General features: G+C 71.6%; 10 protein-coding genes. 5 read left to right on the forward strand and 5 right to left on the reverse strand.

Going from position 1 to position 12,865, the window contains the following annotated elements; all coding sequences use genetic code 11:
• Positions 1-589: hypothetical protein (locus tag AB0C36_RS25375; protein WP_358357819.1), on the forward strand; the 589-nt coding region annotated here is incomplete at its 5' end.
• 162 nt (positions 590-751) lie between these two features.
• Positions 752-1,819 (forward strand): Zn-dependent alcohol dehydrogenase, encoded by a 1,068-nt coding sequence (locus AB0C36_RS25380; protein ID WP_358357820.1) that lies wholly within the window; start codon positions 752-754, stop codon positions 1,817-1,819.
• 317 nt (positions 1,820-2,136) lie between these two features.
• On the opposite strand, the gene AB0C36_RS25385 is transcribed toward AB0C36_RS25380, so the two are convergent.
• From AB0C36_RS25385 to AB0C36_RS25400, 4 genes are all read right to left on the reverse strand, one after another.
• Positions 2,137-2,643, reverse strand: a complete 507-nt coding sequence (locus tag AB0C36_RS25385; RefSeq protein ID WP_358357822.1) for a flavin reductase family protein — start codon at positions 2,641-2,643, stop codon at positions 2,137-2,139.
• Between the two features lie 235 nt (positions 2,644-2,878).
• Positions 2,879-3,739: an enoyl-CoA hydratase/isomerase family protein gene (locus AB0C36_RS25390; protein ID WP_358357824.1), complete on the reverse strand. Its 861-nt coding sequence runs from the start codon at positions 3,737-3,739 to the stop codon at positions 2,879-2,881.
• 182 nt (positions 3,740-3,921) lie between these two features.
• A complete protein-coding gene (locus AB0C36_RS25395) occupies positions 3,922-6,123 on the reverse strand; it encodes an acetate--CoA ligase family protein (RefSeq protein ID WP_435839113.1) in 2,202 nt (733 codons plus the stop codon).
• 266 nt (positions 6,124-6,389) lie between these two features.
• Positions 6,390-7,931: a class I adenylate-forming enzyme family protein gene (locus tag AB0C36_RS25400; protein WP_358357828.1), complete on the reverse strand. Its 1,542-nt coding sequence runs from the start codon at positions 7,929-7,931 to the stop codon at positions 6,390-6,392.
• Between the two features lie 189 nt (positions 7,932-8,120).
• On the opposite strand from AB0C36_RS25400, the gene AB0C36_RS25405 reads away from it, so the two are divergent.
• Positions 8,121-9,278 carry an acyl-CoA dehydrogenase family protein gene (locus tag AB0C36_RS25405; protein WP_358357830.1) on the forward strand — a complete coding sequence of 386 codons (1,158 nt, stop codon included), beginning with the start codon at positions 8,121-8,123 and terminating at the stop codon, positions 9,276-9,278.
• On the opposite strand, the gene AB0C36_RS25410 is transcribed toward AB0C36_RS25405, so the two are convergent.
• Positions 9,191-9,739, reverse strand: coding sequence for a Uma2 family endonuclease (locus AB0C36_RS25410; protein ID WP_358357833.1), 549 nt, complete (start codon positions 9,737-9,739; stop codon positions 9,191-9,193). The two genes, AB0C36_RS25405 and AB0C36_RS25410, sit on opposite strands and share 88 nt — an antisense overlap.
• Positions 9,740-10,154: 415 nt before the next feature.
• Between AB0C36_RS25410 and AB0C36_RS25415 the strand changes: the two genes are divergently transcribed.
• Positions 10,155-11,081: a CAP domain-containing protein gene (locus AB0C36_RS25415; protein WP_358357836.1), complete on the forward strand. Its 927-nt coding sequence runs from the start codon at positions 10,155-10,157 to the stop codon at positions 11,079-11,081.
• A 141-nt stretch (positions 11,082-11,222) separates the two neighbouring features.
• Positions 11,223-12,860, forward strand: coding sequence for a sigma-70 family RNA polymerase sigma factor (locus AB0C36_RS25420; protein WP_358357837.1), 1,638 nt, complete (start codon positions 11,223-11,225; stop codon positions 12,858-12,860).
• The last annotated feature ends 5 nt before the right edge of the window (positions 12,861-12,865 follow it).

Here is a 12,865-nt window from a genome sequence, read left to right on the forward strand (position 1 = left end):
CCCGCCCGTCTCCGGCGGGCCGCGCGGCCCGCCGGAGACGGCACAGGCGTTCGAGGCACCGGCGGCCCTCGGTCAACTCGGCGCCTTGCCGCGCGTCCTGCGCCAAGATGTGGCCATGACCGACCCACATGTCGACCCGCTCGTGGCCCTGTGGCGGGGCATCTCCCTCGACGCGCGGGCCACCGAGACGACGACCCAACTGGCCTTCCTGGCCAACGGCATGGGGTGGACCGAGTGGACCACCGCCGCCGGAGGCATCGAGGTGGTCGGCTTCCGCTGGCGCCCGACGGGGCCCTGCGGCGTCGAAGTCCTGGACATATGGTGCGCGTTCGGCCTCACCGCCGAACGCGACGCGATCGAATGGGACGACCTGGAGTGGCGTGACGACCCGCCCTTCACGCTCGACATCGCGGTCAGCCCGCGCTCGCTCGTGCTGTCCGGCAGCCTGGGCGGTGCCACCGAGTTCCGGCTGCTGCGCCGCGAGGTCACGTACGCCGACTGCCCGGCCCGCGGCATGGCCCCGGACCTCGGCAGCGGCATCGTCGACGAGGTGAACCACCTGCCCCCGGAGCCCGGCCGCCGCTCCTGAGGTGCGGACGCCGTCCCGCACCACCCGGATCTGCACCATGAGCACTGTCACAACAGGCTGACTCATCGTCAGATGACCGCTAGGTTTGAGACCGACACTCGCCGGACCGCCGTCGAAACCGGTCCGCACGACGGTGATCAGCCACCCACGGAGGAGAAGCCTGTGAAAGGCGTTCTGTTCGACGGCAAAGAGGCCCTGGTGGTCGACGACCTCGAGGTCCGGGACCCGGGGCCCAACGAGGTCCTGGTGAAGATCGGCGCCGCCGGTCTGTGCCACAGCGACATCAGTGTCATCAACGGCACCATCCCGTTCCCGCCGCCGGTCGTGCTGGGCCACGAGGGCGCCGGCACCGTCGAGGCGGTCGGCGAACTCGTCACGCACGTCAAGCCCGGCGACCACGTGGCGCTGTCCACGCTGGCCGCGTGCGGCACCTGCCGCGAGTGCGACCGCGGCCGCCCGACCATGTGCGCCAAGAGCTTCGGCCAGCTCAACCAGCCCTTCACGCGCGACGGCAAGCCCGTCTACAACTTCGCCGGCCTGTCGGTCTTCGCCGAGAAGATCGTGGTCAAGGGCGTGCAGGCGGTCAAGATCCCCGAGTCGATCCCGCTGGCCTCGGCCGCGCTCATCGGCTGCGGCGTGCTGACCGGCGTCGGCGCGGTCCTCAACCGGGCGAAGGTGCAGCCGGGCGACACCGTCGCGGTCATCGGCACCGGCGGCATCGGCCTGAACGTGATCCAGGCGGCCAAGCTCGCCGGCGCGGTCCGCATCGTCGCGGTGGACGCCAATCCGGCCAAGGAGGCCGTCGCCCGCGAGTTCGGCGCGACCGACTTCGTGGACGCCAAGGCCGTCGAGAACTCCGTCGCCGCGGTCAAGGAGATCGTGCCCGACGGCGTCGACCACGCGTTCGAGTGCGTGGGCCACGTCGCGGTGATCCGGAACGCCATCGACATGCTGGGCCGCGCCGGCCAGGCGGTCATCCTGGGCGTCGCGCCGTCCGACGCGGAGGCGTCGTTCCATGTGTCGTCGATGTTCCTGGACAAGTCGATCATGGGTTGCCGGTACGGCTCGTCGCGTCCGCAGTACGACATCGCGCGCTACGCGGACCTGTACGGCACCGGTGCCCTCAAGCTCGACGAGCTGGTGACCCAGACGTACGCGCTCGACGACTTCCACCACGCGGTGGAGGACGCCGAGGCGGGCAAGGTCGCCCGCGGCGTCTTCGTCTTCTGAGCGCCCTCGGCTTCCGAGCGCACAGGGCGTTCTGACGCCCTTTCAGGAGCCGCGGTGACCAGCCCGCGCCCCTGAGCCCGGAGACACCCGGAGAGGCCGGTACGCGCCCCGCAGGCGCCCGTACCGGCCTCTCCGCATGTTTCCCGCCGTCGTCCGGCCCGCATCCGCCGTTGCGCCTGCCGCCGTCGCCTGCCGCCGTGTCGCGAGGTCGTCGGGTGCGCGGGCTCCCGGGCAGGCGTGCCGCAAATACGCATAGGCCCCGGAGCGTCGTGCGCGTCCGGGGCCTACGGGTTCGGGGAGAGCCTATCGGCCCCTTTTCAGGCGTTCTGGGCGGGGTGCCCGAACTTGCCGCGGTAGAAAAGCAGCGGCCCGGCGTCCTCGCGGGCCACGTCGAGGGCCTGCACGCGGCCGATCACGATCTCGTGGTCGCCGCCGTCCACAACCTGCTCCAGCGTGCAGTCGATGTACGCCAGCGTGCCCTCCAGCAGCGGCGACCCGGTCACCGGAGCGGGCTTGTGGTCGACACCCGCGAATTTGTCGGCGCCGCTCACCGCGAACCCGCGGCACAGTTGCTCCTGGTCGTCGGCCAGCACGTTGACGCAGAACTTCGCGCCCGGCTGGATGCGCGGCCAGGTGGTCGACGTCTTCGCGACGAAGAAGGTCACCAGCGGCGGGTCGATCGACAGGGACGCGAAGGACTGGCAGGCGAACCCGACCGGCGTCTCGCCGTCCAGCGCGGTGATGATGGTGACGCCGCTGCAGAAGTGGCCGAGCACGTGCCGGAATGCGGCGGGGTCGACGGCGGGAGCGTCGAGCTGGCCCATTTGGTCCTCGCAGAAGTCGTCGGGTGCGGCAGAAGCCGACGGGGTTTGTCTGCCGACGGGTTTTGTCTGGCGGCGCCTGCGACGCTATGGCAGCGAAAAACCTTGCGTCAATCAAAAGCAGACAGGGCGTGCGTCACATCTGACGCAGAGTCAGTTGGCTTGTCGAGCAAGGGAATACCGCGTCGCCGAAGGGCCGCCAGGGCTTCCGGCAGCACCTCGGCGACGCGGTCGGCCGTCACCAGCCGTAGTACTCGGGCTTGCGGCGCTCCATCAGGCTCGCCACACCTTCGTTGGCGTCCCGGGTCGTCATGTTCAGCTCGACGGAGTCCGCCTCCTCCCCGAACGACGTCGCCCGGTCGCTGTCCAGCGAGCGGTTGACCAGGCGCTTGGTGATGGCCAGGGCCCGCGTCGGACCGGTGGCGAGCCGCTCGGCCCACTCCCGGACGGTGGCCTCCAGCTCGTCGGCCGCGACGACCTTGTTGACCACGCCGATGCGCAGCGCCTCGGCGGCCGGCAGGTCGTCCCCGAAGAACATCAGCTCCTTGGCCTTCTGCGGGCCGACCAGGCGCGGCAGCAGGTACGCGCTGCCGCCGTCCGGGATCAGCCCGCGGCGCGTGAAGATCTGGATGAACCGCGCGGTGTCCGCCGCGATCACCAGGTCGCACGCGAGCGCGAGGCTCATGCCGTAGCCCGCGGTCGTGCCGTTGATCGCCGCGATCACCGGCTTCTCGCACTCCAGGACGGCCGTGGTCAGCCGCAGGACGCCGTTCTTCATCATGCGCGAGGCGTACCCGGTCGGTCGGGCGGGCGGCTTCGGCGCGCCGTCCTCGGCCGGGGCCGCCTCGGCCAGCAGCGACTTGGTCCCGGGCGAGCTGCGCAGGTCCATGCCGGTGCAGAAGTGCTTCTCGCCCGCCGCGCCGAGCACGACCGCGCGTACCGCCTCGTTCGCCGACGCCTCGCCCAGCAGCGTGATGATCAGCTCGCGCTGGTCCCAGGTGATGGCGTTGCTCGCCTTGGGGCGGTTGAGCGTGATCCACAGGACGCCGTTCTCGACGCGGTGGAGCAGCTCGGGCTCGGTCTCAGGAGTGGTGCTCATGCCTGGCGGGGTTCCTCTCGGGTACTTCGGCGGTCGCTGTCCTGCGGGCGGACCAGCGCGGTCGGATCAGCGCGGTCGGATCGGCTCGGTCGGGCCGACGCCGTCGGGTCGGCCCGGTCGGTCGGGTGACAGGTCGGCGGGACCGGCGGAACGCCGGTCCCGGGAACGATCATCGGGGGATGTCATCGCGGGATGGCGAGGGCGTCGAGCGCCACCGTGCCACCGCCGCGCGGCATCACCATGAGCGGGTTGATGTCGAGTTCGGCGAGGTCGTCGCCCAGTTCGAGGGCCATGCGCTGGACCCGCATGACCACGTCGACCAGGGCGTCCAGGTCGGCCGGCGGTTGGCCGCGCATGCCCTGGAGGCACTTGAGGCCCCGCAGTTCGCCGAGCATGCGGCGTACCTCGACCGGGCCGAACGGCGGTACGCCGATGGCGATGTCGTCGAACACCTCGACGAAGATGCCGCCGAGGCCGACGGTGACGGTGGGCCCGAAGAGCTCGTCGTGGGATATGCCCACGACCATCTCGACGCCCTTGTCGACCTGTTGGCACACCAGCACGCCTTCGAGCCGTCCGGCGCCGTTGTCGCGGGCGGCGTCCACGATCTCGCGGTACGCGTCGCGCACCTGGCTGGCCGAGCGCAGTCCCAGCTTGACCAGCCCGAGGTCGCTCTTGTGCGGCAGTTGCGGCGCGCACGCCTTCATCACCACGGGGTAGCCGATGAGCCCGGCCGCGCGTACCGCCGCCGCGGCGGACGTGACCAGCTGCTCGCGCGGCACGCGTATGCCGTACGTGCGCAGCAGCTGCTTCGCGGAGTGCTCCGACAGCGGCTTGCCGGGGGTCAGCAGGCGCCGCGCCTTGCCCGCCGCCGGGGAGGCGGTCCGGGCGACGTCCTCGAAGGGCGAGTCGTAGTTGTCGCGGAAGCGGTGGTAGTCGAAGTAGGCACGCAGGGCGGTCACGCAGTTGCCGAACGTGCGGAAGACGACGATCCGGTTGGATTTGAGCAGGATGTCGCGGTACGCCGACTCGTCGCCCACCGGCGAGCCCCAGACCACACACACGACCTTGTCCGTCGCCTCCGCCGCGTCGACCAGGTCCTGCGCGAGCTTGTCGCTCATGGGCGGGAAGGCGCCGGTGATCGGACAGACGAGCACGCCGACGTCGGGGTCGGCGAGGATCGCGTCGATGATCTTCCGGCCGCGTTCGTCGCCGGCAGGGTGCCCGCCGTTGTCGACGGGATTGGAGATGGTGAGGTAGCCGGGGATCCACTCGCGCAGCGACTGCTGTGTCCCGGCTGTGAGTTGCGGCAGGTTCAGGCCCTGCGCGGAGGCCAGGTCGGCCATGTGCGCGCCGGTGCCGCCCGAGATGGAGTACACGCACACACCGTCCGCCTTGGGGCGCGAGGCCCGTGCGAACAGCTGTGAGGTGTCGATGAGTTCGTCGAGTCCGTCGACCCGGGTGACGCCGAACTGGCGGAACACCGCGGAGGCGACGCGGTCCTGACCGGTCAGCTTGCCGGTGTGCGACGCGGCCATCTTGGCGCCGGTCTCCGTACGCCCGACCTTGACCATGACGATCGGCTTGCGCTGCTGGGCCGCGTAGTCGGCGGCCAGCGCGAAGGTGCGCCCGTCCTTGAAGCCCTCGATGTAGGCGGCGATCACGCCGACTTCGGGCTGATCGGCGAAGTACCGGATGAAGTCGGCGGTCTCCAGGTCGGCTTCGTTGCCCACCGGTGCCCAGTGCGAGACCCGGATGCCGATGTCCTGCGCGGCGAACACCGGGCGGCCCTGGTGCCCGCTCTGGGTGATGAGGGCGATCGACTGGCCTTCGAGGTCCTCGCGGAACTCCTCGAAGGCGTTGAGGTTGGTGTTCGGTCCCAGGAGGCGCAGCGGGCCTCCGTCGGTGAGTTCGGCGAGCCGGCGCTGCGCCTCGGCACCGGCCTCGCCCTGCTCGGCGAACCCGGCCGCGAAGACGACGGCGAAGGAGACCCCGGCCGCGGCGAGGTCGGCCAGCACCTCCTGCGGATCGCCCACCAGGATCACCGCGAGGTCGACGACCTCGGGGACCGACGCGATGTCGGGGTGGCACACCTGTCCGCCGATCTCGGCGTGCTTGGGGTTGACCGGGAACATCCGCGCGCCCACACGGTCGGACCACGCCCGCAGTTGCGCGGTGATGCGGGCTCCGGGCCGTCCCTCGGTGTCCGAGGCGCCGATGACGGCGACGGTGCGCGGCCGGAAGAACCGGTCGAGTTCTGCGGGCCGCAGTTGCAGCGGCCTGCCGGTGACGTCGACCGGGAGGGGCTGGTCGACTGAGCTGGAGCCCACGGAACCGGTACGGGCGTGTCCCGGAGCGTGCTGTTCCCTGCTGTCACGAAGCATCTGGCCCGTCCCTCGTCTTTCGATCCATCAGTGAATCACTTGACCTGACGGTCAGTCAGTTAGCTTGCTGATGGGACGTCAGGACTGTCTACCGTCTCATCACCCCGTGGTCGCGCATATCTGTCCGATCATGGGGATTTCTGGTGACTTGGTCAATATTTTTCGATGAAGCCGCCGGTCAATGGGGGTCTCCCCTGAGTAGCGGTTGTTTCGTCGAACGGTCACGCAGCGTGTTCGGCCGTCCCCACGGCACTCAAACGGCTGTTTCAGGTACGGAGTACCGCCGACCCCCCGGCCCGGTCCGACCGCTCCCGGTCGGCGAGCGCCTTGCGGTCCACTTTGTCCATTCCGGTGAGCGGCAGCTCGTCCACGATCCGCAGCGCCTCGGGGAGCTTGTACGCCGCCAGTCTCGGCGCCGCGAACGCGCGGAGCTCCTCGAGCGTCGGGGTCGGGGCGTCCGCCCTCGGCACCACGACCGCCACCCCGATCTCGCCCATCACGTCGCTCGGCCGCGGGGTGACCGCGACGGAGGCGACGCCGGGATGGGCGAGCAGGACGGACTCGACTTCCAGGGGGAAGACGTTGTAGCCGCCGCGGATGTACATGTCCGAGATGCGGCCGGTGATCCGGAGGCATCCCCGGTCGTCGATCAGGCCCAGGTCACCGGTGCGCAGCCAGCCCTGGGCGTCCAGCGCCTTCGCGGTGTCCTCGGGGTTCCGCCAGTACCCGGCCATCACGGACGCCGCCCGCAGGCAGATCTGGCCGGCCTCGCCCCGCTCCAGCGCCTTGCCGGTCTCCGGATCGCGGATCTCCAGCTCGGTACCGGGCCGCGGCCTCCCGACCGTGTGCAGGGCCTCCTCGTCCGGTGCGTCGAACGAGGTCAGCGTGCCCAGGCCGCCCGACTCGGTCATGGAGTACCGGATCGAGTAGCCGGCCCCGAAGCGCTCGCGCGCCTCGCGCACGACGGGCGCGGGGGACGGCCCCGCCCCGACGATCAGGCCCTTGACGCAGGAGAAGTCGTACGAGTCGAACTCCGGGCGGCGCAGCAGCAGCGACACCTGCGCCGCGACGCCGCCGATGTAGGGGATCCGCTCGCGCGCGACGATGCGCAGCGCGTCCTCGGCCCGCCAGCGGCCGAGCACGTGCATGGTCGCGCCGAGCTTGAGGTATCCGGCGAGCTTCGCCATGAACCCGACGTGCGGCAGACCGGTCGCGACGAGCTGCGGTCCGCCCTCGCCCCACCGGCCGCCGGTGTCCATCTCGGTGATCGCGGCGATCTGCCGCGACGTGAACAGCGCGCCCTTGGGCGTGCCGGTGGTGCCCGACGTGAAGACGACCGTCTCGGGCAGGTCCGGGTCGTCGGCGCCGCTGACGCGCGGCGTCGGCGGGATCGCGTCGACGCGCAGGTCCGCGAGCACGTCGTACGCGCGCTTGGCGGGCTCGCAGAGCAGCACCTCGGGCCCCGACGGGACGCCTTCGGCCAGTTCTTCGGTCGCGATGACCAGCTCCGGCTTCGCCTGCGCGAGCACGCGGGCCCGTTCGTCGGCGGTGTAGCGGGGGCCGACCCCCGTCGTCACCGCGCCGAGGCGCGCCAGAGCCAGGTATGCCACCACGTACTCCGGTCCCGAGGGCAGCACCAACGCGGCGAGGTCCCCCGACCGAACGCCGCGCTCGGCGAGCCCGGCCGCGACCTGATCGGTCAGCGCGTCCAGGCCCGCATAAGTGAAGGCGATATCGCCCTGGACCAGGGCCCTGCGCTCGGGAAAGCGTCGGGCGGCGTCCCGCAGCACTGCGGCGACAACGGTCATCAGGACTCCTCCTGCCAGGCTTCCCCTTCGAGGACAGCATGGAAATGGGTTCGCGCACCACGGGTCCGAGGTGTGATGAAGGCGATGTTCGCATGATATGACGGTGTGTCAGATACTGGAGGGCGGGCCGCAGCACCGGCAATGGGGCCGGTCGCATCACGTAGTCCGGAATCGTCAGGGAGCAGGGCAATGGACGTCGAGTTCAGCGAGGAGCAGCAGGAGATCCGCAGGGCTCTCCGAGACGCACTCGACAAGCAGAGCGACTCCCCGGCGGTCCGTGCCGCGATGGTCACCGAACACGGCTTCGACCCCAAGGTGTGGCGCCGCCTTTGCGGGCAGACCGGCTTGGCCGGCCTCGGCATCCCCGAGGAGTACGGCGGCGTCGGGCTCACCTTCGCCGAGGTCGTCATCGCCCTGGAGGAGATGGGCCGCACGCTCTTCCCGTCGCCGTTCCTGGCGTCGAGCGTCATGGCCGCGTCGGCCGTACTGCACAGCGGCGACGAGGCCGCGTGCGCCGAAATCCTGCCGGGCATCGCCGAGGGCACGACCCTGGCGACCCTCGCCCTGGCCGAGCCGGGCAGCCGCGACGTCTCCGAGGTCTCCCTCACCGCGACCGCGACCCCGTCCGGCGAACACCGCCTCGACGGCGTCAAGACCCATGTCCTCGACGGCGTGGCCGCCGACCTCGTCCTGGTCGCGGCCCGGCTCGACGGCCAGGTGGCCCTGTTCGCCGTGGCCGGCGACGCGGCCGGCCTGACGCGCACTCAGCTCCCGGTGCTCGACCAGACCCGCCACCAGGCCCGCCTGGACTTCGACAACACCCCCGCGCGCCTGCTCGGCACCCCGGGCGCCGACACCGCGGCCGTCCTGGAGCGGGTACGCCAGCTCACCGAGATCGCGGTCGCCGCGGAGTCGGTCGGCGGGGCGGCCCGGTGCCTCGACATGACCGTCGAATACTCCAAGATCCGCGTGCAGTTCGGCCGCGCGATCGGATCCTTCCAGGCCCTGAAGCACCGCTGCGCGGACATGTACGTGCAGCTGGAGACGTCCCGTTCGGCGCTGTACTACGCCGCGTGGGCCGCCACCGAGGCGGAGGCCGCGGGCCTGGACGTCGACCCCGACGCCCCCGGCGCGGGCGAACTCCCGGTGATGGCACCGCTCGCCATGACCACGGCCACGGCCGCGTACCGCGCGATCGCGGAGGAGACCATCCAGCTCCACGGCGGCGTCGGGTTCACGTGGGAGCACGACGCGCACCTCTACCTCAAGCGCGCCACCACGTCCGCCCTGCTCTTCGGCGACCGCACCCACCAGCGGGAACGCATCGCCGCCCTCGCGGGGATCTGACCGCAGGACCACCAGTCGAAGATCGCGGTGTCGAGGACGCCCTTGAACGGCTCGGGAAACGAGATCTCGTCACCGTATTTGACCTTGGTCGACGTCTGGTACGCGTTGTTCTTCGGATCGGAGAACAACGTGACCTCCCGGCGGAGCGGGTCGATGAGCAGGTACAGCGGGACGGGCCCCGAAGCGTAGCCACCCGGCTTGACGAGACGGTCGTTGACCTGGCTCTCCCGGCCGGCGGAGACCACCTCGACCACGAGGTGCACCGCATCGGCTGGGAACTTCCACTCCGAGTGGGTGTCCACAGCCGCACGGTCGATTACGCACATGTCCGGCACGTAGCTTTCCTTGTCCGGTGCGTTCGGCAGGAGGATGGTCACCGGCGAGAACGGCACCCGGGTGTCCTGCGGCCGGTTCTCGCGCAGGAAAGCCTCGTAGAGGTCAAGTAGTCCGGACCGTCGCACCCGACGTTGCTGCGCTCGTTCCTCGCGCCACCATGCAATTCGTACTTCGACCGCAGACGTGTCTTCACCTCCCATCTCCCTCCAGGCTTCGGCCGGGAGGTGCCCCCCGCGCTCTCTCCGGCGCGGGAAAGTCTGCTTGGCGGCCTCCGGCCGCTCTCCTCGCTGTGCTCGTCGATCACACGGGGTGTACCGCCACTCCCGGCGGCCTTCGGCTGCCCTTCGCTCCGTTCGTCGATCACCGGGGCGTTCCGTCGCCTACCGACGGCCTTCGGCCGCGGGGGTGCGCGCCGGTCCGGGGGACCGGGTTGCCGGGGGTGGATGGGGCCGGTCAGATTCCTGTTATCCCGGTGGCTTGAATGCGTCTCCTTTAGTGTCGGCCCCGCTGCGGGGTGTACGGATCGGGAGAGGGCGGCGCGTGGGCAACAGGTCTGGGGCTGCGGGGTCTTCGCGGGGAGGGCGGCACAAGGCCGGTGGCTCGCGGCACAGTCGGCGGCGGGCCGGGGGACACCGCCGCAAGCCACGCCGCAGCGGACCTTTCGCGCTCGTCGCCGCGCTCGTGGTGGCCGCCGCCGTGGTCGTCGGCGTGCTGAACGGGTTGGGCGGCGGCGGGGGAGCCGGGCGCGACACCGCGGGCGACACCCCGACCTCTCCGCGAATATCCGCGACCGACGCTTCCGGGGACCCGGCCGCCGATCCCGGCAGGTTCGCCGCCGGTGAGGACGGCGCACGCCCGGTCCCCGGTCCAGACGCGGGGTCCGGCTCCGCCGGGCCGGGCCCCGCGTCCACTTCCTCGTCCGGGCCCCCGGCGGCGTCCCCGCCGCCGTCCTCCGCCCCGCCGAGTCCGTCCCCCTCGACGTCGAAGCCGCCGACGAGTGCGAAGCCCTCGACCACCGCGCCCTCGCGTCCGCCGTCGTCGACGCGTCCGCCGAGCACCGCGGCGCCGAGCGGCAGCAAGGCCGACCAGTACGCGAGCGAGGTCGTACGCCTCGCCAACGTCGAGCGTGCGAAGAACGGCTGCGGCCCGCTGTCCGAGGACCCGGAGCTCAAGGCCGCCGCCCTCGGCCACAGCCAGGACATGGCGGCGCGCGACTACTTCTCGCACACCGGGCAGGACGGCCGCAGCGCCGGCGACCGCATCACGGCCGCCGGGTACTCGTGGAGCACCTGGGGCGAGAACATCGCCCGCGGCCAGCAGACCCCCGAGTCGGTCATGGAAGCGTGGATGAACAGCCCCGGCCACCGCGCGAACATCCTGAACTGCAGCTTCAAGGACCTCGGCGTCGGCGTGCACATCGCGTCGGGCGGTCCGTGGTGGACGCAGAACTTCGCGGCATCGCGTTGACCCCGGCCCGGGTCGCCGGGCGTCCCCTACGGGAGACCGGCGGCCGCGCGAGGTGACGGGGCTCCCGAATTGCTGTTGGCTGGGCTGCCTCCGGGGACCCCGGAGCCGCGGCGGCGCCGGAAAGGACAGGTAGGAAGGCAGATGCGCGCTCAGATACCCGACGTGACGGCGCTGGCCGCCGCCGCCCGGGCGGGCGACGTCGAAGCCCGCGACGCACTGATCACCGCGTGCCTTCCCCTCGTCTACAACGTGGTCGGACGCGCACTCGACGGCCACGCCGACGTCGACGACGTCGTGCAGGAGACGCTGCTGCGCGTCGTCGACGGGCTCGGCGACCTGCGCGACCCCGCGCGCTTCCGCTCCTGGCTCGTGGCCATCGCGATGAACCAGGTGCGCGACCGCGCCGCCGCGCGCGAGAAGCAGGCCGTCGCGGATCTGGACGCGGCCCGCGAGGTCCCGGACCCGCACGCCGACTTCGTGGGCGTGACCATCCTGCGCCTCGGTCTGTCCGGGCAGCGGCGCGAGGTCGCGGAGGCGACCCGGTGGCTTGACGAGGACGACCGGTCGCTCCTGGCGCTGTGGTGGCTGGAGGCGGCGGGCGACCTCACCCGCGCCGAACTCGCCGAGTCCCTGGGCCTGAGCGCGCAGCACGCGGCCGTACGCGTGCAGCGGATGAAGGCGCAGCTGGAGATCGCGCGTGGGGTCGTACGCGCGCTCGCGGCGGACCCGCGCTGCGCCGAACTGGAGGATGTGCTGACGGCCTGGGACGGCAAGCCGTCCGGCCTGTGGCGCAAGCGGATCGCCCGGCATGTGCGCGAGTGCGACACCTGCGCCGCGTACGGGAAGGGCCTGGTGCCCGCCGAACGCCTGCTGGCCGGCGTGCCGTTGGTGGTGCCGATGCCGTACGGGCACGCCGCCGCGGGGGACGCGCCGCCCCTCGACCCCGCGAGTGCGAGTGCGAGTGCGAATCAGAGTGCGAACGCCGTGGACGGCACCGGCGTCCCGCAGAACGATCCGGGCTCGGCAGCGGTCGACCCGGCGGCGGATCCGTCCGCAGCCGGTGACGCGGCGCAGGCGCAGACGCATGTCCCGGGGGCCGGGAGCGAGCCCACCGGGACAACGCCGCCGGATGCCTCCGGTCCCTCCGCCCTCACTTCCCACCTCGGGCCGCTGACCCTCGGCACCGCGGTCGTCGCGGTGCTGGCCGTCCTCGCCGTGCTGTTGCTGCGTCCTGACGGAGGGTCACCCGACGCCGTCGCCCCGGCGTCCGTCCCGGCTCCGCCCGCCTCCGTCCCCGCACCGGCCCCCACACCGCCGCCGTCGGCGGAGCCGAGTGCGGCCGCGCCGCCGCCGACGACGTCCGCCCCGCCGCCGCCGAGTCCGACGCGTACCGTGCCCAGCCTCGAACAGCAGGTCCTCGACCTGGTGAACGTCGAGCGCGCGAAGGCCGGTTGCGGTGCGGTGCGGCTCGACCCCAAGCTGCACAGCGCGGCCCAGAAGCACGCCCAGGACATGGCCGCCCGCCGCTACTTCGACCATCAGGCACCCGACGGCACGGGCCCGGGCGACCGCATCACCGCCGCCGGATACCGCTGGTCGGCGTGGGCGGAGAACCTGAACCAAGGCCCGACCGCCGCCCCTTCGGCCGTCACGACCTGGATGGACAGCAGCGTCCACCGGAAGAACATGCTCGACTGCGATCTGACCCAGATGGGTGTGGGCACCGCCACCGGACCGCGCGGCATGCTCTGGACCCAGGTTCTCGCCGCCCCCATGTGATCAAG

The organism is Streptodolium elevatio, from assembly GCF_040649515.1.
GTDB lineage: Bacteria > Actinomycetota > Actinomycetes > Streptomycetales > Streptomycetaceae > Yinghuangia > Yinghuangia elevatio.

What these genes read in the sequence shown, in the direction of transcription:
- AB0C36_RS25385 (WP_358357822.1), bottom strand. Translation starts at nt 2,643, where the DNA reads ATGGGCCAGCTCGACGCTCCCGCCGTCGACCCCGCCGCATTCCGGCAC.
- AB0C36_RS25390 (WP_358357824.1), bottom strand. Translation starts at nt 3,739, where the DNA reads ATGAGCACCACTCCTGAGACCGAGCCCGAGCTGCTCCACCGCGTCGAG.
- AB0C36_RS25395 (WP_435839113.1), bottom strand. Translation starts at nt 6,123, where the DNA reads ATGCTTCGTGACAGCAGGGAACAGCACGCTCCGGGACACGCCCGTACC.
- AB0C36_RS25405 (WP_358357830.1), top strand. Translation starts at nt 8,121, where the DNA reads ATGGACGTCGAGTTCAGCGAGGAGCAGCAGGAGATCCGCAGGGCTCTC.
- AB0C36_RS25400 (WP_358357828.1), bottom strand. Translation starts at nt 7,931, where the DNA reads ATGACCGTTGTCGCCGCAGTGCTGCGGGACGCCGCCCGACGCTTTCCC.
- AB0C36_RS25420 (WP_358357837.1), top strand. Translation starts at nt 11,223, where the DNA reads ATGCGCGCTCAGATACCCGACGTGACGGCGCTGGCCGCCGCCGCCCGG.